At 48.1% G+C, this 24,625-nt stretch carries 24 protein-coding genes and 1 tRNA gene; 11 read left to right on the top strand and 14 right to left on the bottom strand.

Translation table 11 applies throughout. From position 1 onward, the window contains the following. Positions 1–193: 193 nt before the first annotated feature. Positions 194–1,069 carry an MnmC family methyltransferase gene (locus NC980_RS18375; protein ID WP_190376078.1) on the bottom strand — a complete coding sequence of 292 codons (876 nt, stop codon included), beginning with the start codon at positions 1,067–1,069 and terminating at the stop codon, positions 194–196. 55 nt (positions 1,070–1,124) lie between these two features. Here NC980_RS18375 and NC980_RS18370 point away from each other — a divergent pair, with 55 nt between their 5' ends. Then, positions 1,125–1,403, top strand: coding sequence for a hypothetical protein (locus tag NC980_RS18370; RefSeq protein ID WP_190376077.1), 279 nt, complete (start codon positions 1,125–1,127; stop codon positions 1,401–1,403). Between the two features lie 46 nt (positions 1,404–1,449). On the opposite strand, the gene NC980_RS18365 is transcribed toward NC980_RS18370, so the two are convergent. Both NC980_RS18365 and NC980_RS18360 read right to left on the bottom strand, forming a co-directional pair. Further along, positions 1,450–2,511: a fatty acid desaturase gene (locus tag NC980_RS18365; RefSeq protein ID WP_190376076.1), complete on the bottom strand. Its 1,062-nt coding sequence runs from the start codon at positions 2,509–2,511 to the stop codon at positions 1,450–1,452. Positions 2,512–2,658: 147 nt separating this feature from the next. Then, entirely contained in the window at positions 2,659–2,925 is a 267-nt protein-coding gene (locus NC980_RS18360) for a hypothetical protein (protein ID WP_199298440.1), read from the bottom strand. Positions 2,926–3,094: 169 nt separating this feature from the next. Here NC980_RS18360 and NC980_RS18355 point away from each other — a divergent pair, with 169 nt between their 5' ends. From NC980_RS18355 to NC980_RS18340, 4 genes are all read left to right on the top strand, one after another. Further along, positions 3,095–3,316 (top strand): helix-turn-helix transcriptional regulator, encoded by a 222-nt coding sequence (locus NC980_RS18355; protein WP_347272583.1) that lies wholly within the window; start codon positions 3,095–3,097, stop codon positions 3,314–3,316. Between the two features lie 75 nt (positions 3,317–3,391). Beyond that, a complete protein-coding gene (locus NC980_RS18350) occupies positions 3,392–5,050 on the top strand; it encodes a hypothetical protein (protein WP_190376075.1) in 1,659 nt (552 codons plus the stop codon). A 79-nt stretch (positions 5,051–5,129) separates the two neighbouring features. Continuing rightward, positions 5,130–5,498 carry a 2Fe-2S iron-sulfur cluster-binding protein gene (locus tag NC980_RS18345; protein ID WP_190376074.1) on the top strand — a complete coding sequence of 123 codons (369 nt, stop codon included), beginning with the start codon at positions 5,130–5,132 and terminating at the stop codon, positions 5,496–5,498. A 3-nt stretch (positions 5,499–5,501) separates the two neighbouring features. After that, positions 5,502–6,053, top strand: coding sequence for a Uma2 family endonuclease (locus NC980_RS18340; RefSeq protein ID WP_190376073.1), 552 nt, complete (start codon positions 5,502–5,504; stop codon positions 6,051–6,053). Here NC980_RS18340 and NC980_RS18335 read toward each other — a convergent pair. Further along, a complete protein-coding gene (locus NC980_RS18335) occupies positions 6,050–7,939 on the bottom strand; it encodes an ABC transporter ATP-binding protein (protein ID WP_190376072.1) in 1,890 nt (629 codons plus the stop codon). The genes NC980_RS18340 and NC980_RS18335 overlap by 4 nt on opposite strands. An 87-nt stretch (positions 7,940–8,026) precedes the next feature. After that, a complete protein-coding gene (locus tag NC980_RS18330; RefSeq protein ID WP_190376071.1) occupies positions 8,027–8,983 on the bottom strand; it encodes an asparaginase in 957 nt (318 codons plus the stop codon). Between the two features lie 169 nt (positions 8,984–9,152). Here NC980_RS18330 and purL point away from each other — a divergent pair, with 169 nt between their 5' ends. Continuing rightward, positions 9,153–11,486 carry a phosphoribosylformylglycinamidine synthase subunit PurL gene (gene purL, locus NC980_RS18325; RefSeq protein WP_190376094.1) on the top strand — a complete coding sequence of 778 codons (2,334 nt, stop codon included), beginning with the start codon at positions 9,153–9,155 and terminating at the stop codon, positions 11,484–11,486. A 104-nt stretch (positions 11,487–11,590) separates the two neighbouring features. Further along, positions 11,591–13,069 carry an amidophosphoribosyltransferase gene (gene purF / locus NC980_RS18320; RefSeq protein WP_190376070.1) on the top strand — a complete coding sequence of 493 codons (1,479 nt, stop codon included), beginning with the start codon at positions 11,591–11,593 and terminating at the stop codon, positions 13,067–13,069. Between the two features lie 58 nt (positions 13,070–13,127). Here purF and clpP read toward each other — a convergent pair whose 3' ends face one another. Then, entirely contained in the window at positions 13,128–13,733 is a 606-nt protein-coding gene (gene clpP / locus NC980_RS18315; RefSeq protein WP_190376069.1) for an ATP-dependent Clp endopeptidase proteolytic subunit ClpP, read from the bottom strand. 151 nt (positions 13,734–13,884) lie between these two features. On the opposite strand from clpP, the gene NC980_RS18310 reads away from it, so the two are divergent. Further along, positions 13,885–14,625: a hypothetical protein gene (locus NC980_RS18310; protein ID WP_190376068.1), complete on the top strand. Its 741-nt coding sequence runs from the start codon at positions 13,885–13,887 to the stop codon at positions 14,623–14,625. A gap of 66 nt (positions 14,626–14,691) precedes the next feature. Here the strand turns inward: NC980_RS18310 and NC980_RS18305 are convergent, their stop codons facing one another. Continuing rightward, positions 14,692–15,048, bottom strand: coding sequence for a DUF1257 domain-containing protein (locus NC980_RS18305; protein WP_190376067.1), 357 nt, complete (start codon positions 15,046–15,048; stop codon positions 14,692–14,694). A gap of 244 nt (positions 15,049–15,292) precedes the next feature. On the opposite strand from NC980_RS18305, the gene NC980_RS18300 reads away from it, so the two are divergent. Then, a complete protein-coding gene (locus NC980_RS18300; RefSeq protein WP_190376066.1) occupies positions 15,293–15,757 on the top strand; it encodes a DoxX family protein in 465 nt (154 codons plus the stop codon). Between the two features lie 92 nt (positions 15,758–15,849). Here NC980_RS18300 and NC980_RS18295 read toward each other — a convergent pair whose 3' ends face one another. Next, on the bottom strand, positions 15,850–15,978 hold the full coding sequence (locus tag NC980_RS18295) for a hypothetical protein (RefSeq protein ID WP_277881337.1): 129 nt from the start codon (positions 15,976–15,978) through the stop codon (positions 15,850–15,852). Positions 15,979–16,262: 284 nt separating this feature from the next. Beyond that, positions 16,263–16,343 (bottom strand) — tRNA-Leu (locus NC980_RS18290). A 137-nt stretch (positions 16,344–16,480) separates the two neighbouring features. On the opposite strand from NC980_RS18290, the gene murF reads away from it, so the two are divergent. Further along, entirely contained in the window at positions 16,481–17,818 is a 1,338-nt protein-coding gene (murF, locus tag NC980_RS18285; protein WP_190376065.1) for a UDP-N-acetylmuramoyl-tripeptide--D-alanyl-D-alanine ligase, read from the top strand. Positions 17,819–18,006: 188 nt separating this feature from the next. Beyond that, positions 18,007–21,222 carry an MFS transporter gene (locus tag NC980_RS18280; RefSeq protein WP_190376064.1) on the top strand — a complete coding sequence of 1,072 codons (3,216 nt, stop codon included), beginning with the start codon at positions 18,007–18,009 and terminating at the stop codon, positions 21,220–21,222. Positions 21,223–21,455: 233 nt separating this feature from the next. Here NC980_RS18280 and NC980_RS18275 read toward each other — a convergent pair whose 3' ends face one another. The 5 genes from NC980_RS18275 to NC980_RS18255 all read right to left on the bottom strand — a co-directional run bounded on the left by NC980_RS18275 (position 21,456) and on the right by NC980_RS18255 (position 24,468). After that, positions 21,456–21,692 carry a Calvin cycle protein CP12 gene (locus tag NC980_RS18275; RefSeq protein ID WP_190376063.1) on the bottom strand — a complete coding sequence of 79 codons (237 nt, stop codon included), beginning with the start codon at positions 21,690–21,692 and terminating at the stop codon, positions 21,456–21,458. A 128-nt stretch (positions 21,693–21,820) separates the two neighbouring features. Continuing rightward, positions 21,821–22,777 (bottom strand): hypothetical protein, encoded by a 957-nt coding sequence (locus tag NC980_RS18270; RefSeq protein WP_190376062.1) that lies wholly within the window; start codon positions 22,775–22,777, stop codon positions 21,821–21,823. Continuing rightward, on the bottom strand, positions 22,774–23,181 hold the full coding sequence (locus tag NC980_RS18265; protein WP_348253941.1) for a hypothetical protein: 408 nt from the start codon (positions 23,179–23,181) through the stop codon (positions 22,774–22,776). The genes NC980_RS18270 and NC980_RS18265 overlap by 4 nt, the downstream gene beginning before the upstream one ends. Positions 23,182–23,203: 22 nt before the next feature. Next, positions 23,204–23,599, bottom strand: a complete 396-nt coding sequence (locus NC980_RS18260; protein ID WP_190376061.1) for a hypothetical protein — start codon at positions 23,597–23,599, stop codon at positions 23,204–23,206. Next, on the bottom strand, positions 23,596–24,468 hold the full coding sequence (locus NC980_RS18255) for a hypothetical protein (RefSeq protein ID WP_190376060.1): 873 nt from the start codon (positions 24,466–24,468) through the stop codon (positions 23,596–23,598). Before NC980_RS18255 ends, NC980_RS18260 begins: the two co-directional genes overlap by 4 nt. Between the last annotated feature and the right edge of the window lie 157 nt (positions 24,469–24,625).

The following is a 24,625-nucleotide window of genomic DNA, read 5'->3' as shown; positions in this document are numbered from 1 at the left end:
GATTCCCTCAATTTCTTTAGCAGATTCTACGTATCTTCTAGAAATAGGAATAATTTTTTACGCTCCGATCTCACCGGGGTTTAATCGTTAGGCTTGCTGACTAAAATGCGCCAGGTGACAAATACAGTAATTGCCACAAAGCTCCAAAATACGACTGCATCTTGCCAGTTCTGCAAAAATCCAACGTGATCGCTCATTTGATGTTCCAACGTCTTCGCCAACTTGAGGTTGATTCTACCGTGCTTGATCGCTGTTCTTGTTCGTGCCGGGTCAAAATTTCTGCGGCTGAATCGCTGAGGGTGCGATCGCGGTAAGGAATGGCGGCGCGGGTCTTGAGATGTTCCTGTTCCATTTGTGACAAAGGATGCAGAGTTTCAGGGTTCCAGGCTGCGATCGTGCCTTGTGCCCAGTCGTGCGGCAGGTGAAGCGCTCCGAGGGGAAGGGTTCCGATTTGTAATCCGGCTTCGATTAGGGCAGTGCGGACAGATGCCGATCGCGAATAGGTTGCGAGTTTTCCAGTTGGAGCGAGGCATTGGGCGACAAGCTGAAAGAATTCGATCGTCCAAAGTTGGGGACAGCGACGCGGTGAGAATGGGTCAAAAAAGATGGCATCTGCTTGAAATTTCGATGCAATTAAGTGCTGAATTGTTTGTCTTGCATCACCAATAAGCAATTGTGCTTTGAGATGCTCGTGCTGATAGTAATGCTGTTTTGCAAGTGTTTCTAGAATTTCTTGAACGGGTTTTGACCAGTATTGCAATAATTGCGGTGTAACTGATCCAAGAGGCACTGTTGGATCGAGTTCTAAAGCGTAAATTTCAATGTTGCAAGTTGAATTAACTTTTTTGATTACCTCGATTCCGGCTGCGGTGTTATAGCCTAATCCATAGCAAACATCTAAGAGTTTGATTTGAGATTGCTGTGCTCTCTGTTGCAGGTCGATCGCGTCTGAGAATTTTTGAAAGGCTTCGGTTTTTGCGCCTTGATAGCTGTGAAACGCTTCCCCAAACTCCTCAGAGAAAAAGGTATAAGAGCCATCTTGAGTTAACTGCGGAATCCAATCGGACATACAAACTTCTGAACGCTTCCTTTATTCTAGAGTTAGGGTTCACAAGGATAGAACGGTGTTTAGAGTTGTTACACGCAATGTCGATCGTGAGTTCGATCGCTGGATTGATGCTCTCGAATTTGCAAAGTTGCAGATGCCAGAGTGTAAGTGGTTTCAGGACGTTCGGATTTTTGAGAAAGGGAATTTGGTCTGGGTCTACAGTCGATCACACAAGTTTCCGCAGTTTATGGGGGCAGGAGTGTACGATCGCTTGGCAAAACGGTTTCTGCTCGAAACAGCCGTTGAAGAGGGCTTAATCGACATGAACGAAGAGGATGAATCTACAAAAGATTGAGAACTCCAATTTTATGAAAAACTGGAGTTCTCAAGCACGGCTTGATTTATCGGTTATGTGGCGATTGGTAGTAGATTTTCGATTCGGTGTCAGCCACAAAATGACAAGCAAAGTAGGATTTGAAAAAGCTTTTCCAAATCGGCTCATTTGACTTGCGGTAATATCCACCGAGGACAGGCTTAATGGCTTCTGTTGCCTCTTTTAAGCGGTAATGCGGCATATTTGAGAAGATATGGTGAGCAACATGCGTGCCAATGTCGTGATGAATGGGATTAAAAATACCGTAATCACGATCGATCGTAGACAACGCACCTTTAAGGAAGTACCAATCTTCACCCCGATACCAGGGAATATCATCTTCGGTGTGATGGAGGAAGGTCACTAGATCCAACCAAATTACAAATACAACGTAACCGCCAAGATAGTATTTCAGCAGAAATAGAAACCCGAACTGAATGGTTAACGCTGCGAGAAATGCAACCATCAACAGCCAGCAAACACTACTAACAAGAACATCATTGCGCTCAGAGGGTTTAAACAAAGGGCTACTTGGCATGAAGTGAGAGCCTTGTTTACCGGGCGATCGACGAAACAAATACAGGGGATAAGCCAGTAACGGTAAATAAAACCGCATCGTCTTTTCTAAAAATCCCATTTCTGCATACTTCGTCTCTGTAATTGGATACCAGCTTTCGTCGGTATCAATATTGCCAGTATTGGCGTGGTGAGTGCGATGGCTAATTCTCCAACCGTGAAACGGAACCAAAATCGGAGAGTGTGACAAATGCCCGATCAGATTGTTCAGCCATTTGTGTTGAGAAAATGAGCCATGTCCGCAGTCATGCCCAACTACAAACAATGCCCAAAACATTGTGCCTTGAGCAAACCAAAAAATCGGGAAAAATAGCCAGGAATCAAGATAAGCTGCGATCGCAATCAGTCCTGCAATGATGCCGAGATCGAGGAAGAAATAAGCTAGGGATCGAGCGGTCGAAGGTTGAAAGCAACGATCGGGAATTGCCGATCGCACATCTTTGAGAGTAAAGGGTAGATCTTGACGAACAAAAGCGTCTGTCACCGGGGTAGACGGATTCGGATAAACTTGCACGTAATTCTTTTCACGAAACAATGTGTAGCCCGGTTATTCTACCGTTTAACCGTGCCAAATGTAACAGTATATTTCGAGAATAGGCGACTAGAGCTAGGCATTAGAAACAGACGAGCTAATGTCTCAAAACTACGAATTACGTGCAATCTACGCTTGAAAAACTTTCGCTTTCTTCACGATCGAACACCACAATGAATTCTCACCTTGGATCATCTGACGCAACACTCGTAAATGTCCATCTGCGTCGGTGCGAGTGCGGAATCGTTCAACAATCACGCGCTGCATATTCGGCAAAAGACAGACGGACACGTTCGCGTGAGCCAAAGGCATCGCCCAATTTGTCAAAAATCGCTCTCGATAGGAACACACACGATCGTGGGCCGCAGAATCATTAAACTCAGCGTTGTATGGCATGATTTATTTACCTCATTTGGGGCAATGCAGTTGCAGACTCTTGGCGGGGCTTGCAACTGAATCTTAGATTCTTAGGCTTTAACTATAGCGTAAAACGCTAAGACTAAATAGCCCATCGCTTACACAATTTCAAATTTTCTAGGTCAAGCTCTATTTAGTCTGAGTGCAAGTGGGAAAGATTCGTTGGCGATTACGGGTGGTCATGGCAGACCGCAAAATAACAAATCAAGCGCTTTCCCAAGTTGTTGGAATGCACCCGGTTAGCATCTCGAAGCTGAAGAATGCAGATGATATGCCTGCGATCGGTGGTGAAACACTGGCGAAACTTTGCGATGCGCTGAACTGTACGCCTGCGGATTTGATTCAATATGTGCCAGATGCCGAAGAGTAACCTTCGATTTTCCATGCGATCGAACACAATTTATGCTTTGATCGCTGTGATCCCTTTGCTAGAATTTGCCGAGCAATGCAAGCGTTAGAGACGATAATTCAAGCAATTTCGAGCAGCAAAAGATTAGAAATTGAACTGATCTTTCAAGGTTTTTTTGCACTGTTCTTAATTGGGTTGATTCCAGCATTCGTAATATTTCAACTGCGAAATCAGGTCGATCGATTCACTCGTTCGATTCTGCTCCTACTCGCAAGTTTGATTGTCTTAAATTATGTTGGCTTGGTGGTTCTTTATCCAACTTGGGCGGATTTTGCTGATCCGGCTGAGGCGAATGTTGCGATCGTTTCATGGCTGTTTCATCGAGGACAAGCGCTTTACCCAAAATTAGATGCAGCAGAAAGATACATTAATAATTATGGTGCTCTTTCTTATGTGATTCAGAGTGGATTTTTAAGCGTTCTAAAACCAAGCATTTTTTCGGTAAAAATTGCAGGTTGTTTGGCAGGGCTTTCGAGTTTGGGGCTGATCTTTTGCTTGATTCGCGATCGTTTGGGTTGGAAAGCTGGAATATTTGGAAGCGCGATCGTTTCACTTTGTTTTCTGGCGCAAACTTCTGCTTCTGGGTTGCTAGCGTCTTCGTTTTGGGTCAGGCCTGATTCGTTACTGTTATTTTTTACTGTACTTGGATTGTTTCTGGTTGTGCGAGGGAAGCGATCAACTGCAATTTTTGGAAGCGCGATCGCACTTGGCATTAGCACGAATCTAAAAATCACTGCCTTTCTGCATTTCATCCCAATTTACGTTTTATTGCTGTACCGATTTGGATTCATTTCTGTATTAATTTCATCTGGTATTGCTGCATTTGTTTCGGCGTTACCGTACTTAATCTTTTCTCAAATCTCATTTACGAATTATTGGGCTTGGCTACAGCAAGTTCGGCTCAAGGGGATTAATTCTGATCAGATTCCAAAGAATCTTTTATGGATAGGATTTGTAGCATTACCTGTAGCGATCGCTTTCATACAGTCGCTTTTTACTAATTTTGATTCACTGAAACGATGGCTATCTAAGCATTTCCTATATTGCATCACTTTAATTGCTGGCATCGTTGTCAATGCAGTGATTAGTGCAACTCGCGGTGCTTTAGAAAATAATATGCTGCCATTCGTGCCGCTACTCGTTTATCTTGCGATCGAGCTATTCCAAATTCCAACGCATTCAAAGCTATCTAAAATCATCGATCCAATCAACTTGAGTGCTGCGATCGCATTTACGTTATCGCTCTGTTTAGCGGTTTACTCAACTGAAATAAAATTCATTGATCGGATGACTACCGCTCCCGGGCATCAGGCGATCGCAGATCTCGATCGCATCATGGCAACAAATTCGAATCGCACGATCGGCATGGGTTATGGTGCAGTGAGCTATCAACTTTCAACTTATCGCCCTCAATTAGTATTTGCGGGTAATCCTTACTTGCTCGATTCTGCGTCTCTAATGGAAATGCAGGCATCTGGAATGAACAACACGCCAGAAAGTACACTCAATGCGATCAGAACTTGCCAAACAGAGATTTGGTTAATTCCAAAAAGCAATCCACCGTTTCAGGTCTACAGCTACTATCCGCCACTTCAGAAACTATTCAGTGATGAATTTAGGAAAATCTTTGCAGCACATTACGATCGCCAATCCAGCAGCAAATTTTATGATCTTTGGGTTTGCCGCACAAAATAGTACAACTCCGGTTTACCGCCACTCAACTGCTGCCGCCAAAAAGTCTTAGAGTGGAAAGAGCAGATTCAAAACAACGATCATGACTGAATTTCATACAATCCGGGTTTACCACCGACAAAAAGACAAGTTTTACACTTTTGAAGTGCCGGACGATCGCTACATTCTCCAATCCGGCGAAACTCAAGGAATCGAACTGCCGTTTTCTTGTCGCAATGGAGCCTGTACAACCTGTGCGGTACGGGTGTCGTCGGGCCATTTAGAGCAACCGGAAGCGGTGGGATTGTCGCCAGAATTAAAGCGACAAGGCTATGCGCTGCTGTGTGTGAGCTATGCCAAATCAGATCTCGAAGTTGAAACACAGGATGAAGATGAAGTGTACGAGCTTCAGTTTGGGCGCTATTTTGGCAAAGGTCGGGTCAAGCGTGGACTGCCGCTAGACGAGGATTAAACGATGAGCGTGACGATCGCGAAATGGACACTAGAGGAGTATCACCGCATGATCGAAGCGGGGATTTTAGACGATCGGCGGGTGGAATTGCTGCGAGGGGAAATTGTCGAAATGCCGCCAGAAGGAGAGCCTCATGCTTATGGAACCACTGAAACACGAGACTATTTGATTGCTCTACTGGGAACGCTTGCCAAAGTTCGAGAAGCAAAACCCATTACATTGCCAAATAACTCCGAACCAGAGCCGGATCTCGCGATCGTCCAACCTTTAGGACGGGAGTATATCAATCATCATCCCTATCCTGAAAACATTTTCTGGCTGATCGAATATTCCAATTCCAGCTTGAGTAAAGATCTTGAAATCAAGCGCAAAATTTATGCAGAGGCTGGAATTCGTGAATATTGGGTTGTGAACCTGAAAAAAACACAGCTCATCGTATTTCGCGATCCGCAGGATGGCGATTACCGTTCTGAAACAAGGCTAACTACGGGCACGATCGCACCCCTCGCATTCCCAGAGATTTCGATTTCGGTCGATCGTATTCTCAACAGTTAAGCTGATCGCTGTTGACGTTCCCGAATGCGATCGAGCGAACCAACCGGAATTGCCGAAATCAACTGACGAGTGTAAGAAGTTTGCGGTTTGCGGTAAATCGTCTCGGCGGTTCCGATCTCTTCAATTTTGCCGCGATTCATTACGATAATGCGATCACTCATGAACTTCACAACGCTTAAGTCATGCGAAATGAAAATGTAAGTTAACCCAAATTCAGACTGCAATTCTTTCAGCAGATTCAAGACCTGCGCTTGAACTGAGACATCGAGCGCAGACACCGACTCATCGCAGATAATAAATTTCGGATTAAGGGCGAGCGATCGGGCAATACAAATCCGTTGCCGTTGTCCTCCAGAAAATTCGTGCGGATAGCGATTTATGAACTTCGGATCGAGTCCCACGCGCTGCAATAGATACTCGACTCGTTCCTTAAATTGCTTCCGGTTCCCACGCCCGTAAATTAGCAACGGTTCCATCACCGCATCGCCAATGTTCATTCGCGGATCGAGTGAACTATACGGATTCTGAAAAATAATTTGAGCATCGCGCCGCAGTTGACGCACTCGATTCTTAGAAAGCTTCAGAATGTCCTCGGTTTCAAAGAAAATTTTTCCTTGTTTCGGTTCAATCAGTCTCAGCAGCGTTCGCGCTAACGTCGATTTACCACAACCTGATTCTCCTACGAGTCCCAGCGTTTCACCTGGATAGACATCGAACGACACATCATTCACCGCCATCATGTAGCGCTTCGTCTGCCCAAATACTCCCCGAACTGGGAACGCCACTTGCAGATTTTGAACCGAAACCAGCGGCTGTTTTTGCTGAAGTGATTTGAGCCGCTGATCAAATTCCACATCGCTGATTTCTTGTGCTTCCGCTAGAGCCGTATTCACATCGCGCTGTTTTGCCTGAATTAATTTCTCCCCGGTCGGTAACAGTGACACTTCCATAAAGTCCGAAACGGTTGGCAAAAATCGCAAGCGTCGATCGGGCTGTGGACGACAAGTGAGCAGTCCTTTGGTGTAAGGATGCTTCGGATTCGAGAAAATCTCTAAAACCGAGCCGTATTCTACGATTTTGCCTTCGTACATCACCGCCACATCATCGGCGATCTCTGCAATCAAGCCGAGATCGTGGGTGATAAACATCATTGCCATCCCGCGTCGATCGCGCAGTTCCCGCAGCAGATCTAAAATCGTCGCCTGTACTGTCACATCCAACGCCGTGGTCGGTTCGTCAGCAATCAGCAAAGTAGGATTACAGGCGATCGCCATCGCAATCATGATTCGCTGCAACTGCCCACCCGACAGCTCATGCGGATAGCGATCGAGCATTGCGGTTTTTTGGCGATTCAGTTCTTGATCGAGTTCCGGTTCGCTGAGCGGTTTTTGGTTGCGTTCTTCTAAAACTCGTTGTTTTAACTCTTCATCGGATGGGAGCACCCGCACTTCTTGCAGCAATAAAGCCGCTCGACGACGTGCTTCTGACTGCGAAATGTTTTGGTGTTGCCGAATCGCTTCCACAAGCTGAAACCCGCAAGTATACACCGGATTCAGCGAACTCATCGGCTCCTGAAAAATCATCGAAATCTGTTCGCCGCGATAAGACTGCATTTGCTTTTCGCTTAACCGCAAGAGATCGATCGGCTCTGAAGCATCTGCCGCCTGAAACAAGATCTCACCGTCCGTAGTTCGTCCCGGCGGATTGGGAATCAGCCGCATCACGGCCAGCGATGTCACCGATTTTCCTGACCCTGATTCACCCACAATTCCGAGCGTTCGTCCCCGTCGCACTTGAAACGAAATGCCGTCTACCGCTTTAACCAATCGTTCATCAGTTTTGAATTGAACTTGCAGGTTACGGACATTCAGGATTGTGTCGCTCATAGGATTCGGCTGATCGATGGGGGAATGATTAATTTTAGCAACGCGATCGCACCTTGTAAGGTTCCCACTGCACTAAAGCACTCAGAACTAAAGCATTGAGAGATCGCCTGCGACTTCTAAGCGCTTGTAGCGTCCGAGGTTGATATAGGTTTCTGACAGATTTTCTGCGATCGACGGCGTAATCCAACCCATCTGGCGCAGAACGTGAATCGCGATCGCGTACTTGGCTCGTTTCGCCCCATCCATCACTTTGATCGCAAGCCCCATGCCTTCACCGACTCGACCAATACACTGAACGCCTTCTGCACCGGATTTGCTCACGAGTTCCCCTTGGGTCAGTCGCATCAGTTCGGTATCAAATTCGCCATCGCCCGCCACCATTGTGGGATGATGCGTCATTGCTCTGAGAATCCGCTCCATGTCCAAATTTGCACCCGATGCAAGCTGAGCATAAAGCCAAGCCAACTGTCGAAGCTGCATAAAATACGTGGGTGCGCCACAGTCATCACGAGCCGGAATAAACTCTTCAGCCGGATTTTTCAGAAACTCTGCCAGCTTACTTAGAATCAACTGCTGAACTGGATGATTGTAGTGCAGATAGTTATTGATCGGATATCCAAGCTGCTGAGAAACTGCTAGCATTCCAGCGTGTTTGCCAGAGCAGTTGTATTGCAGCGGACTTTGTTTGCCTTCGGGAGTCGGGCACTGTAGCGCAGTCGGATCAACATCAGCTCGCCACAAGATGTTAAAGACTTGGCGAACTTGCTCGATCGTTCCTTTGTGCGAACTGCAAATAATCGCCAGATCTCGATCGGTCAAATTAAACCGCTCTAGCGTTCCAGATGCGGTGACTGCAATTGCTTGAAATGGCTTGAGTACGGATCGCGCAAATGTGGCAGTTTCAGGATTACCTGCACACAGCAGCAATCGTCCGCGATCGTCGCAAATGACCGCTTGAGCGTGATGAACCGACTCTGTGATCCCTTCTCGCAGTAACCGGACTTCGAGTTCTGCGGTGGCTTGAATTTTTCTTCCCCTTGTCATGAGTAGAAATGTAACACACCTGCTTCAGAGGCGGTTCACCTGCGTTAAAAATCGAAATGCTTAATCTAGAATGCTTGAACGATCGCTGCTGTGAGAAACATTGGATCGATCGTTAAACCCGGAGCTTTGTTCGATAGAATAAGTGCCTGTTCTATCCGGGCTAGGGTTTATGTCTGTCCTGTCATCTGCGCCATTCTCTGAGACCGAAATTGCTTCTGAAGGGATCAAGCCTGAAGAGTACGAAGAGATTGTGCGCCGCTTAGGTCGCCATCCAAACAAGGCTGAACTGGGAATGTTCGGTGTGATGTGGTCGGAGCATTGCTGCTATAAAAATTCGCGACCTTTGTTAAAGCAGTTTCCGACTGAGGGCGATCGCATTTTAGTTGGCCCTGGTGAGAATGCAGGCGTGATTGATTTGGGCGATGGCTTGCGATTAGCGTTTAAGATCGAGTCGCACAATCACCCTTCTGCTGTAGAACCGTTTCAAGGCGCAGCAACCGGAGTGGGCGGAATTTTGCGCGATATTTTTACGATGGGGGCACGACCGATCGCGCTACTCAATTCTCTGCGATTTGGAACGCTCGATGATGCCCGGACTCGTCGGATTGTAAACGGCGTTGTGGCTGGAATCTCACATTATGGAAATTGCGTGGGTGTTCCCACTGTTGGCGGTGAAGTGTATTTCGATCGCGCTTATTCCGGCAATCCCTTGGTGAATGTGATGGCATTGGGATTGATGGAAACGACCGAAATCGTGAAGTCAGGCGCAAAAGGATTGGGAAATCCGGTGCTGTATGTTGGCTCGACCACAGGACGCGATGGTATGGGCGGTGCGAGTTTTGCTAGTGCGGAATTGAGCGATCAATCGATCGACGATCGTCCGGCGGTGCAAGTGGGTGATCCGTTCTTAGAAAAATCTTTGATCGAAGCTTGTTTAGAAGCATTTAAAACAGGTGCAGTCGTTGCAGCCCAGGATATGGGCGCAGCAGGCATTACCTGTTCAACTTCAGAAATGGCAGCAAAAGGTGGAGTCGGAATCGAACTCGATTTGGATTTAATTCCAGTGCGGGAAACGGGGATGGTTCCGTATGAGTATTTACTTTCAGAATCACAGGAGCGAATGCTGTTTGTGGCAGAAAAGGGACGCGAACAGGAACTGATTGATATTTTTGAGAAGTGGGGACTTCATGCGACTGTTGCCGGGAAAGTGATCGAAGAAGAGATCGTGAGAATTCTCTTCCAAGGCGCGATCGCGGCTGAAATCCCCGCAACCGCTTTAGCAGATAACACTCCGATTTATCGTCGTGAACTGATCAGCGAACCCCCGGAATATGCTCAAAAAGCTTGGGCATGGACAGCCGAAAGTTTACCGAACTGTGATGAAAACGGGATTGCTAATCGGAACTGGAATGAGATTTTAGCAACTTTGTTGAATACACCGACGATCGCCTCAAAACGCTGGGTCTATCGCCAATATGATCATCAAGTCCAGAACAATACAGTATTGCTTCCCGGTGGTGCAGATGCGGCAGTCGTGAGAGTTCGTCCACTTGCTGATGCTCAGAGCGCCTCTGTCATTCCTGATTCAGCTTCATTAAACAAAGGGGTTGCCGCAACGGTTGATTGTAATCCTCGTTATGTGTACCTGCATCCCTATGAAGGTGCAAAAGCCGCTGTTGCAGAAGCCGCCCGAAATCTTAGCTGTGTCGGTGCCGATCCGGTTGCGATTACCGATAACTTAAACTTTGGCAGTCCAGAAAAGCCGATCGGCTATTGGCAACTTTCTGAGGCGTGTCGCGGACTGTCCGAAGCTTGTCGAGAATTCTCGACTCCGGTCACAGGGGGAAACGTTTCTCTATACAACGAAACCCTAGATTCTGAAGGCAAGCCAGAGCCGATTTATCCGACTCCGGTTGTGGGCATGGTTGGATTTATTCCGCAGCTCGATCGCATTGTTGGACAAAGCTGGAAACAAAGCGGAGATGTGATTTACCTCTTAGGATTGCCGATGTCGGATTCGTCCTTAACCTTGGGCGCATCAGAATACCTGGCAACAGTGCATCAAACTGTGGCAGGAAAACCGCCGATCGTTGACTTTGAACTAGAACGCAAAGTCCAAGCGGTTTGTCGATCGGGGATTCGCAGCGGTGTTATTCAATCGGCGCATGATAGTGCAGAAGGGGGAGTCGCGATCGCGCTTTCTGAATGTTGTTTCGGGCATCAGCTTGGGGCAGAGATCCAAATTCCAAATAGTGCGGCGCGAATGGACGAAGTTCTCTTTGCAGAAGGCGGAGCGCGGATCATTGTTTCTGTGAAACCGGAATCGGTTGCAGAATGGGAGGCAACTCTATCTGCGGAGCTCGGCGATCGTTGGCAAAAATTGGGAACCGTCGGCGGGGAATCCCTAAAGATTTCGGTCTCCCAATTTCATGTAATCGACGCTACGATCGCAGAGTTGTTCACAGGTTGGTCGAGTGCGATCGAGAAGGGGCTAACGGAATAGCTCTGCCGTTGTGTGCGATATTAAGGGAATGTTAAGACTCTGTGTTCAACAAGACCCGTGTTCTCAACGTTCTGATTGCTGTCTAACTACGCAAAACCAAGCTTATGCTGCCTGACGACAAGTTTTCTGTAGATCCTGCTGAGCATCGTCCTGACAAACCAGAAGAAGCCTGCGGGGTGTTTGGAGTTTACGCACCGGGAGAACCTGTAGCTAATTTGGCTTATTTTGGACTGTTTGCCCTACAGCATCGAGGTCAAGAATCTGCGGGAATTGCCACGTTTGAAGGAGATTATGTTCACCTTCATAAAGACATGGGCTTGGTGGCACAAGTCTTTAACGAAGCAAAGCTCAAAGAGCTACCCGGAGATTTAGCGATCGGTCATACTCGCTATTCGACGACCGGATCGAGTCGGGTAGTGAATGCTCAACCTGCGTTAGCAAAATCACGTTTAGGAACGCTGGCGTTAGCGCATAACGGAAACTTGGTGAATACTCGTGAACTCCGTGAAGCATTAGCTGAAACGAATCACGATTTTGCGACAACAACGGATTCTGAAGCGATCGCGCTTGCGATCGCAGAAGAAGTTAATCGAGGGAATGATTGGGTCAATGGCGCGATCGCGGCGTTTAAGCGGTGTCAGGGTGCGTTTAGTCTCGCGGTCGGGACTCCGGACGGCATGATTGGAACCCGTGACCCGAATGGGGTTCGTCCGCTCGTTTTGGGTACTTTGGCGCAGGAATCGCACGCTGCACCTTTGCGCTATGTTTTAGCCTCAGAAACTTGTGGACTCGATATCATTGGAGCCGATTACGTTCGAGACATTCAGCCGGGTGAACTGGTGTGGATTACCGAAGGCGGCATCGAGTCGATTTTCTGGGCAGAGCAACCCGCTCGCAAACTGTGCATTTTTGAAATGATTTATTTCGCCCGTCCTGATAGCATGATGCACGATGAAACGCTGTACAGCTATCGGCTGAGAATCGGACGGCAGCTTGCGAAAGAATCGACAGTGGATGCAGATATCGTGATTGCGGTGCCAGATTCGGGCGTTCCGGCTGCAATCGGGTTTTCTCAAACTTCGGGCATTCCTTATGCCGAAGGCTTGATCAAAAATCGCTATGTCGGTCGTACTTTCATTCAACCGACTCAAGGAATGCGAGAAGCGGGAATTCGGATGAAGCTTAACCCGCTTAAAGATGTACTCGCTGGAAAGCGTGTGATTATTGTCGATGACTCGATCGTGCGTGGAACGACGAGCCGCAAGATCGTGAGAGCACTGCGCGATGCAGGCGCGATCGAAGTTCATATGCGGATTTCTTCGCCTCCGGTGACGCATCCTTGTTTCTACGGCATTGATACTGACAGTCAGGATCACTTGATTGCGGCGACAAAATCAATCGAGGAAATTGCAAAGCAGATTGAGGTAGATTCGCTCCAATATCTCAGTTGGGAAGGAATGCTAGATTCAACTAGAGAAAATCCGGGTGAATTCTGCTCGGCTTGTTTTACTGGAGATTACCCGATCGCAATTCCTGAAACGGTGAAGCGATCGAAGTTAATGCTAGAAAAAACGGCGAAATAGCAAACATGCCCACCGAATTCGATTCGGTGGGCATGTTTCTTAAGAGCGAACGGCTAAACTACTGCACAACCGCAGGACGAGCCGCAGACGGACGACGATCGATCACTTGATCAACCAATCCATACTCTTTTGCTTCTTCAGCCGACATGAAGAAATCGCGCTCAGTATCTTGTTCAATCCGATCAAGCGGTTGTCCGGTGTGATCTGCCAGATACGAATTGAGTCGCTGCTTGAGATACAGAATTTCTCTCGCTTGAATTTCGATATCGGTCGCTTGTCCTTGTGCGCCCCCTAGCGGCTGGTGAATCATAATCCGCGAGTGGGGTAAGCTCATGCGTTTTCCTTTAGTTCCAGCGCTGAGCAAGAATGCACCCATGCTGGCAGCAAACCCGACGCAAATTGTAGACACCTGCGGGCGAATTTGCTTAATCGTGTCATAGATACCCATTCCCGCGGAAACCGAACCGCCGGGGGAATTGATGTAGAGATAGATATCTTTGTCCGGATCTTCGGCTTCGAGGAACAGTAGTTGCGCAACGACGAGGTTGGCAACATCCGAATCGATCGCGCTACCGAGGAACACGATTCGTTCCCGCAACAGTCGGGAGTAAATGTCAAAGGCGCGTTCGCCCCGTCCGGAAGTTTCAATAACGGTAGGAATCATGAATCCAGCCCAGTAATTTTTTTCATTTTAGCGAATGAACGCTCAGTCGTTGGGGTGTTTGCCGTACACAACGGGTGCGCTAGAGTTTGCCTAACCTGAATAAATGGACTAAATTATCGTCAAGAAATATAAAGGTTGATTTGAGGTAGCTGTGAAAAGATCAAAGATTCTACTTTTGTCATTAACAGGAATTGCAGTGGCAGCAGTATCCGGTGGTTATTATTTTTGGCGACAGTTCACCCAATTACCAGACTGGTACGCTGAGGAACAGTCTAGCCCTCGAACTTATACTCAAATTCAAGAATCCGGTGCTGCGATCGAAAGAAAAATTGCCGCTCAAATTCAAACCAATCCGCAGCCTGCCAGTACAAATATTACGCCCAATTTCCCGGAGCCTCAGCCCTCTAAGCCTGTTCAGGTTGCACTGAGTTCTCAAGAATTAAACGATTTACTTGTCACCAAAATCACTGAGAAAAGTGGCGGTAAAGGTTTACCCAATTCAGTGAAAGGGTTTCAAACTTCAGTGAAAAATGACCAGCTAAAAACTGGAGCGGTTGTGGATATTAAAGAGCTACAGAATAGCGGAATCGGATCGCAACACCAGGCATTGTTAACGCAAATTACCGAAAAGATTCCGATGAGCGATCGCAAAGTTTACATCGGAATAGAGGGCAAGCCTGAGATCCAAAACGGCAAGTTACACTTCGATCAAAACGCCAAAATTCAGGTGGGAAACATGAGCTTTACGATCACTGAAGTGGCGAACCGCTTAGGGGTGTCTCCTCAAAAAGTGCAAGACCAACTCAACCTCGAACTGAAGCTACGCAGCTTGACCGTAAAAGATATTAACTTCCAAGATGGCAATGCAGTTTTAAGCGGAGCCGCCAAATAAAACAAATCCTTTACAGGGTGCAGCAAGGACTCTGTAAAGGATTTATGAGATCTAGCGCTCGTGCAATTAGCCGCGAACCTTCACTTGAATGTTTGCATTCTGCAAACCAGGGCGTTTTGCAACCGCGCTAAGAGTTTGCTGTACTGCATACTTTTGGTTCACCGAGGTCATCAGTTCTGCAAGGTTGTGCTTTCTTGCGACACCCCACAAGTCTGCAACAATGCTGTACGTGCCATCTTCGTTATGTACCCAGCCGATGTCATAGCTACCATCTAAAACAGCAACGATGTCTGCGTGAACGCGCTGACAGCCCATTCCTCGAACTTCAGCGTTGGTTTCTACTGTGAAACCCAGATCGCGCAACGAAACTTTAAGCAATTCTGCATCGGTGATTTTACTGCGGAGTGTACTAAAGTGTGACATAAATTTTGTCCTTGCTTGAATGGGTGGTATGTAAGTTGTTTTGTTAACAGTAACAGTGGGAGAATCGAGCGATCGTCTACCTAAAGGCTTCTTTTTTAGGCTTATGTTTTTAAGCTTACAATAGTCTTGGGATAGACAGCCGTTTAGACGATTGAGTTATGTAACGATTCCAGTAACGTAAAGCTTCGATTTTTGATCTGGGTTCGGTAAGATGCAACCAGTACCATTTTTGAGAAGCTAACAAATGACCGTTACTCCGTCTGGGCGATCGCCCCTTTCAACGATTTTGCAGTCCGACCTTAGCCTCAATCCAGCGTTTCAAGCGGTTTGGTTGGGAGTGCGCGTTTTGGTGGGTGCATTAATGATTCACAATGGCTTTAGTAAATTAGCTGATGTTCAAGGCTTTGTTGATAATGTCATGAGTGTGATTGGCTTCCCGTTTCCATTATTTTTCACCTACTGTGCAGCGTATACGGAAATTGTTGCTTCAATTTTGCTAATTTTCGGATTCTTCACGCGAATCAGTGCGTTGTCCTTAACGTTCACAATGCTAATCGCGGTTTATTTCCATCTGAAAAAAACAGGATTAGACGTTGGGCCTGTAGAAACAGCTTCGCTGTATATGCTGATTTATCTTTTGTTTACTGTCGGGGGCGGCGGAAATTTCTCGATCGATCATCTGTTGTCGCGGGGACGATCGAATTCCTAAAACGAATGGTCTAGCTCGGTAAATCTGCAAAACTGCTTCAGCTTTGGAAATCTACAGGACTAGACCATTTTTTAAAAAACTTGGGTGAGGGATTATTCTTCCTCTTCGGTTTCGATCGGTTGTTCAACTGGCTCGTTTTCGGCTGTAATCTCTTCTAACGCTTTCTGAATCCAAATTCTCGATAAGTCGATTAAGCTAATGCTGTCGGGCACAGTGACCATTGATTTGTTCCTCCTTCATCTATCCTAAAGCGTAGCGAACTACACCTTTAGTGGCATGAATAGGGCTACTTATTGAAACATTTATTTACAATCTTAAATCTTGTCAAGATTGTATTTTAGATTGATTAACTTCGAGAATTGCAGAATCTCGGATTGCCCCCGTCCTTGGGAAGTTAGACGGAGACGATCATCAAATCTCTACTGTCTGTAACAGTCTCCTCGGCATTTGATTTTCATTGCAAAAATAAAAGGGAGAAGTTTATCACTTCTCCCTTCCAACTTCATGCGGATGGCGAGACTCGAACTCGCAAGGCAATGCCACACGCACCTCAAGCGTGCGCGTATACCAATTCCGCCACATCCGCCTAAGCCTTAACTACAATAGCAGATAAATCGCTATTTCGTGACAAAATTTTTCAAATTTTGTGGGATTGGCACGATCGCAGTTTTTGCACCCCCGATAGCGGTACACTCAAAACCTTACTGACTCCCGCAACTGCTCATGTCGTTTCACGCAACCCTAGATCAACTGGTTTCACTCCTCGGAGCATCAGCTCAAAATTTACCGGATGCAACTGCGATCGGTCTGACAACCGATTCGCGATCGATCCAATCGGGTGAGATTTTTCTAGCCTTGCGGGGTGAGAAGTTTGACGGGCATGATTTTGTAAAGACTGCAATCGAGCAAGGTGCGGTCGCGGCGATCGTGGATGCTCAATTTGAAGCGGGTGATTTACCTGTTCTCGTGGTTTCGGATACCTTGCAGGCGTATCAAACGATCGGGCATTGGTGGCGGAAACAGTTTAAAATTCCGGTGATTGCAATTACTGGATCAGTCGGGAAGACTACAACAAAGGAATTAATTGCAGCGGTTTTATCGAAATATGGCAAAGTCCACAAAACGCAAGCAAATTACAACAATGAAATCGGTGTTCCGAAGACACTCCTAGAACTAACTTCAGATCACGATTTTGCTGTGATTGAGATGGGAATGAGAGCGCCTGGGGAAATCGCATTGTTATCACAAGTTGCAGAGCCGGGTATTAGCGTGATTACGAATGTAGGAACCGCACATATTGGGAGATTGGGATCGAGAGCAGCGATCGCTCAGGCGAAATGTGAACTGCTGGCAGAAATGCCCAAAGATGCCATTGCAATTCTGAATCACGATAATGCTTTATTGCTCGAAACGGCTGAGAAAGTTTGGCAAGGTCAAACCATCACCTACGGATTGCAGGGGGGTGATTTACAAGGACAACTCATTGATGCAGAAACGTTACAGGTCGGTGAGTTGAAGTTTGTATTACCGCTCCCCGGTGAACATAACGCGCTCAACTTCTTAGCCGCTTTAGCCGTCGTTCAAACTCTAAATCTCGATGCTGCAAGGCTAACCGCAGGGGTCGAAGTTGAATTGCCCAGTGGCAGAGCGAAACGCTACGAATTACCCAACGATGTGGTGATTCTCGATGAAAGCTACAACGCAGGTTTAGAGTCGATGCTGGCATCTCTAAAGCTGTTAGCTCAGACTGAGGGCGATCGTAGAATTGCTGTGCTTGGCACGATGAAAGAACTTGGTGACTGGTCGGTTCAGTACCATCAGCAAGTCGGTGAACAAGTGAGAAATTTGCAGCTTGATCAATTGTTGATTCTGGCTGACCCGGATGAAGCGCAAGCCATGGCGATCGCGGCTTCTCCCGTTCCGTCCGAGACTTTCACAACACAGACAGAAGTGATATCGCGGTTGAATGAATTGATTCGATCGGGCGATCGACTTCTATTTAAAGCATCGAGAGCGGTGGGACTCGATCTCGTCGTAGCTGCCATCGTTCCATCCAAGTAAACACCTCCTATCGACTGATCCCCAAGCTAAAACAGACGATTTACTCCTTTCAGTTGAGGGGTCTATCACTTGAGAAAGATGCTTATCCGCTCTCGCCTCAGCGATTCTGGCATCAAAGGTAGTGTTTCAAAATTGCAGCCTCACTGACACATCTCTTGTGTTGGGCGAAGTCTGATGAGGGAATTTCTATGAGTCAAGTCACAAATTTAACTTGGGAACTCGGTCAGATCCTGGCACAAGTTCCAATCGATCGAGGAGTCACAACACCGGAGCAAGCTGCTTTGGTATTTTCAGGCCCTCGATTTTTTGTTGCTCTAATTTCGGGAATTGTATTAGCATTTGCATTCCAATTACTGTTTACGAATTTATCCGTTGCTGCCGGGATTTCTTACCTCGGACATTCTTCGGATGATCATGATTCGCATCATTCGCACTCTAGCGGTGGTGGCGGCACGATTCGCAAAATCGGTACTGCTGTGGGTCTCTGGACATTAATTACCGTCACCATTTCGCTGTTTATCGCTTGCTTGCTGGCGGTGAAACTCAGTTTATTAACGACCGCAGCGCTGGGTGCGATCGTCGGTCTAGTGATCTGGGCGGCATACTTTACTCTGCTCGTTTGGGTGAGTTCTACGACAGTGGGATCGCTGGTCGGTTCAGTGGTCAATACTGCAACGGCTGGATTCCAATCGATCGTCGGAACGGCAACGGCTGCACTCGGAGCAAGAGCCGTTAATCAGCAAGTTGTCTCGACCGCAGAAGCGGCAGCCGCAGCAGTCCGGCGGGAATTGGGTTCGGCGATCGATCCTGCCAATATTCGGGATTCTCTCGAAGACTACATCGAACGGCTTCGTCCTGCACAATTAGATTTTGGTCGGGTGCGGCGTGAACTCGAAACGTTGGTGAATGATCCAGAACTGCAAAGCGTGATGGGTAGTGGTTCTGCGGTCGAGGTGATGGATCGGCTGCGCCATATCGATCGCAATACGTTTGCGAAATTGATTAGCGATCGTAGCGATTTGTCGAAACAAGATGCAAACCGTTTGATCGATCAGCTTGATGCAGTTTGGAAAGATACGATCGGTCGCCATCAGCGCAAAGATCCGACGCAAGAGTTGGTGGAATATCTGAAGACTGTTCAATCCGGCCAAGTCAACATGAACGATCTCAATCGTCGTTTGGATCAGCTCACCGAAGAACTGCGCCGTCAAGGTCAGATGTTGCAAAATACGCAGCAAGATCAAGTGTCGGGAATGCGCGACCAAATGTCGGGAATGCGCGATGCGTTCTCGAACTTGGCGCAGCAAGGTGGAAAACAAGACCAAGCAGGTTTGGTCGATCGAGCGATGCAATTCGGTTTCTCAACTCTGATGGGAACCGTGATGGGGCGGACAGACCTGAAGGATCTCGATGTTGAAAAGATCATCGGACAGATTCAATCGGCTCGCGATAAGGTGATGTCGGGCGCACAAAAAGCCACGAGTCAAGTTTCGTCGGGCTTTAGTCCGATTAAAGCCGATGTTGAGAACTATCTGCTAAATACCTATTCCTGGCACTTCAATCGGGAAACCTTAGACAACGAATTCCGCGAATTGCTTCACGATCCGGAAGCCGATCCGGGTGCGGTGAGACGCGAACTCGAACGGCTAAATCGTGGCGATTTCGTCAATCTCTTAACTCAGCGTGGAGATTTACCGGCAGCACGAGTTGCTGAGATTGCCGATCAGCTTGAAACAATTCGGGCAGCGACTCTCAGCCAAGTTCAAACGGCTGAAGACCATCACGAAACGACCGATCTTCGCAGTCGCGTTGAGAACTACTTGCGATCGACGAACAAAGATGAACTCGACCCCGACGAGATCGAGCGGGAAGTGTCGCTGTTGCTCGAAGACCCCGAAGCAGGCTACGACGCGCTGAAGAATCGCTTGAGCCATTTCGATCGCGATACCCTGACGCAGTTGTTATCGCAGCGTCAGGATCTCACGCCGGAAGAGTCCGATCGCATTATTACTCGCTTTGAAAGCACGCGCGATCGTGTCCTCAACTCAGCTCAAGAAGCGCAAAACCGCGTTCGTTCTGAAGCCGAAGCCCTGCGACTCAGAGTCGAATCTTATCTGCGAAACACCAACAAATCCGAACTCGACCCCGAAGGCATTAAGCGCGATTTCCGCTTGTTGCTTGACGATCCGCAAGCTGGATCTTCTGCACTGCGGGCACGCCTGAGCCAGTTCGATCGCGATACGCTCGTTCAATTGCTATCGCAGCGTCAAGACCTCGCGCCGGAAGAAGCCGATCGGATCATCGGTCAGCTTGAAGATGTGCGAAACACGGTGATGCACGCGCCGCAAATCGCCGTTCACAAAGCGCAAGATCAAATCGATTACGTCATCAGCACGATCGAACGCTATCTCCGCAACACCCATCTCTCTGAACTTGATCCGGATGGCATCAAGAGCGATCTAAATGCGTTGCTGAGCGATCCGAAAACAGGCGGTTCTCGTCTAAGAAGAAGACTGTCGCAAGTCGATCGCGACACGATCGTCAAACTGTTAGCACAACGCCCCGATCTCAGCGAAGCGCAAGCCAATCAGATGGTCGATCAGGTGCTGTCGTCCATTCGGAGTGTAGCGCGATCGCCGCGTCGCCTGGCATCGAGAACCCAACAGCGGGTACTCAACTTCCAATCGGCTTTTGAGAGCTATCTGCGGAATACGCACAAAGAAGAACTCAACCCCGACAGCATCAAGCGCGATCTGCAATTGCTATTGCGCGATCCAAAAGCTGGATTTGGTAGCTTCGGCGATCGCTTATCCCACATGGATCGTTCAACGATCGTGGCGCTTCTAGCTCAACGAAACGACATGACCGAGGAAGAAGCGAACCGCGTGGTTGATCAAGTGCTTTCGGTGCGTGAACAGTTCATGGCACAGATCCAAGCGATCCAGAACCGGATTCAAGGTGTAATCGACGGCATCCTCGATCGCATTCGCAATTACTTGAATTCGCTGGATCGCCCGGAGCTGAACTATGAAGGCATTCGGACTGATCTGCGGACGCTGTTCCATGATCCGCAAGCGGGCTTTGATGCGTTGCGCGATCGTTTAGGTAGCTTTAACCGCGAGACGGTTGTAGCGCTGCTCTCGTCCCGCGAGGACATTTCGGAAGCAGAAGCAAACCGGATTGTCGATCAAGTGGAACACGCGAGAACTTCAGTTCTGCGACGGGCAGAACGGATTCAAACCGAAACCCAACATCGGCTTGAGGAAGTCAAGCGACAAGCCAAAAAGCAAGCCGAAGAAACCCGCAAAGCGGCAGAAACAGCAGCTTGGTGGTTGTTTGGAACCGCGTTAATCTCGGCAGGCGCATCGGCTCTTGCAGGCGCGATCGCGGTCGGTGGTCTCTAATTGACTCGCGTTTAGTCTAGCGACTTAAAGTTAGCCCTCCGCTACTCAAAAGCGGAGGGCTAACTTTTTTAAAACCAAGTTGCGAAACTGGTAAACACAGAAAGCCCCTCAAATCTCTAAAGCAAGAAGTTTTGACACCGATCCAATCTGTTGGTCTCAAAGCTTCTTACTGAGAAATTTGGGGGCAGCTATCCGCTCAAAACTAAAAACTCTGTAGCTCGCGCTCTGTCAAATTAAACATCGTAAATGCGACATTCAGCCGCATCAGGATTATCGTCGCAATAAGCAGCCAACGACCCTTTTCCATCTAATCGACGGTGCGAAATTTCAGCTTGAACTTCTTCGACTGCATCCCAAGCGGTTGCACATTCATCCGACATCGTTCCATTCGTACCGCAAGCATCACGCGCTTGATCAACAAGTTTGGTGAGGCGTTGTTTGATCGTAATGCCTTCTTTTGCTTCAGTCATAACCTTACCCCTGGTGTAGTGAAGATTGGGCGATTACTTTCAGTTTGCCTCTAGATTTCAGCGTTGTGTGGTCTTCTACCTTTAATTTAACAATTCACCTCCTATGCCTAAGACCATCTATCACAACCTTAGTTATTTCGGCTGACTCGGATATCATCGCTACGTTGGAGCGATCGTGCCATTTGCTGATGACTTTGAATTGCCTGGTAAATCGCATCTTGCCGTCGCGCCTGATCGCGCTTGATGCTGTAGTAATTGTTGCCAAGACCAGGAGCATCCCATTGATTCGTCCGAGGATCAAGATACGAATAGGTACGAGCGTGAAGAACTGCTTCCGAGCCGCGTAAACCCTCTGTATAGGCTTGCCGGAGACGATCGACATAGCCACCCTCTTCGAGTGCTGCGAGCGGTGCTTGGTTTGCCAAATCAATGCCATTTAGCTGTTCTTCGAGTCCAAGCCGCAACCCCGCAGAAATGGCATTCCGCTCGATCGCAGCATACTGATTCCGCAGGCGGGCAAGTTGACGACGATCGGCATCATCGGGAGAATCCGCACCATGTTGATAAGAGAAGCTACCCACGTTCCACACCCCGTTACCTGGATCGACGTGCCCCTTGTACGCCCAGGTTTTGCTGCCATCGGGAGTACGGGTTCCTTCCGCGCTTCCGACTGCCTTAGCAACCAGGGAGTCTGAACCGCCTTCAAACAGTTCATCAGGTGCAACTGCAACTAAGCGATCGTCCGATTGAGCGGCGGCTTGACCATTTTGATCATTGCCACAATTCCTACACGCCTCTGGCAGAGCGTTATTGGTTGCAACACTGGCTTGGGGTAATGCTTTCGGGCGCTTTACTCCTTCAGTTTCAGGAGATTGAGCAGGACGAGCAGGAGCTTGAAAGCCGATCGCGGCGGATTTCTTCGGGCTGGTTCCAGTGACAGATGATGTGATTTTAGATTGAGAAGTGACTGGATTTGCTTTAGAGGTGGGCGGGCTAAAGGTGAGTAGTCCTTGAGCTTGCGCCGATCGCATTCCGCTCAGCGTCAAGACGATGACGCTGACCATCAAAGAAGCAAGTTTTTTCATCGTGGCTTTAGAGTTCGTTGCAGTAAGCTTTTATCGGGTTCGACGAGTGCCCAGCTTTCGTCGGCTTGCTTGAGTAAGGTGGCAAATTGCAGAATGGTTCCGGTGGCGATCGCGTCTCCAGCTTTCAAGGTTCCAAGCTTCGGACGATCTAATCCACACAGACGGAACAAATATGCGGGTGTATCTGCACCTGCAAAGTACACACAGCCGCGTTTGTCGATGTACGCATCTCCGTCTGAGGGGGCATACACCGACTGACCGTTCAGAGCGATCGAAATATCTCCGAGTCCGCCCGTCACTTTTGCGCCTGCAATCTCATCTCCCGGCTTGAGTTGCCAGCTTTGATAGAGCTTGGGTTCTGAAATCAGGTTCTGACTGTGGGGGAAAGCAGAACAGCTAGACATTAAAAGCAGAATCAATCCCGCTTTAATGAATCCAGAACTTATACCCCAGATATTGATTCCCTTCATAAGAAACCACAATAAACGTTTGAGAAGTCGATCGTTCTAGTGCATCAGATGCCACTCGATAAGCTTCACGCTCAGTCTGTGTTCCAGTCCGGAGCGAGAGTGCAGAAAGGGTGCAGTAAGGCTCTTTTAAGGCTTTGCGGACTGCATCTTTCGGGTCTCCGTTTTTCAGCGTGATCAGCTTTGCAATCTGGTCTTCAGAAACGGTTTGCTGCGATCGTACTGATCCTTGACAGTCTAGCCCTGCATCTTTGCTTCCAAATGAAGGGAGTCCCATCGCTTGAAAGAAGATGCCCAGCGCTAAGATACCTGCAACCCCTGCTAACCATTGGTTAGAGGTAATTTTTTCAGTCATAGTTTGCCTCCGACGAACAATCCCAAAGTCACCAGCAACAATCGGTAAATTCCAATTCGATTGGCTTGAGGAATAAAGAAAGCGGCGTAAGCGGCTAACAATGCCGGAATACACATCAACACAATCACTGGAATGTTAAGAAATGGCATTGCTGCAACCCAGTATTTCAGCCCAATCCGCAGCCCTGCTGCTGCTAATATCCAAACGGCAGCATCGATCGCAAGTGCAGCATTCTGTTCGGGTAGTTTGAGGCAGCGCTGCAACAGGGGGTATAGAGGCTTGCGGCGACGGATACGAGTGGGATGAATGGGATTCACCCCACTCGTCGGGCGGAAGGGCGGAATCTCAGCTTGAGGCGGTCTGCGAGTAGATTGTGGAGCGCGAACGGGAGCGGGTTCAACCGGCAAGCGCACAGATGTAGATTGAGGCGGCGCTGGATGAGCAGAGCGAGTGCGCTCTTGTGCCTGCATATGTTCGACCGTGGATTTAAGCTCGTCGATCGCGACCCAAGTGGCGTTCAGTTGCTCGTTAAATTGGGCCAGCACAGCTTCGAGTGAGGGGGACGCTTCCCAGGTGAGCTTTACTCGCGTGGAAGCAGCTTGATTCGCTGCTTTATGAGTCGCTTGGCGCTTGGATGCGGAGATTTTTGTGCTAGCAGCTTTTGCAGTTGGTGCTTTTTCAGTTTTCGTGGTGCGGCGTTTTTTCGGAGAGGTCGCATCAGTGGTAGACTCATCGCTGCTTGCAGCGGACTCCGGGTTCGATTCACTCGCGCTCAGGGAATCAGCGATCGGTTGCGCAAGCTGCCGTTTTGTGCCTGGCTGAGTCTGAGTGATCCGGGTTGACTGGCTTTCTGATTTCAGTTCTGTCATCGCGGCTCCTGGGGCAAGTGAATTTTTAGTACCTTCGTACTATAATAGTATTAATGCGCTACCGGTCAAATGTCAATCTTATCGATCGAATTCATTCCAAAAAAGCGATATACCATAAAGCGTGAACTTTTGTGATAACAGGTACAAAAGTTTAATT

The sequence above is a fragment of the Leptolyngbya sp. AS-A5 genome, from assembly GCF_039962495.1.
Classification (GTDB): Bacteria; Cyanobacteriota; Cyanobacteriia; order Leptolyngbyales; family Leptolyngbyaceae; genus Leptolyngbya.
Note: the sequence above shows the minus strand (reverse complement) of the source record. Positions and strands in the feature narration are given on the sequence as shown.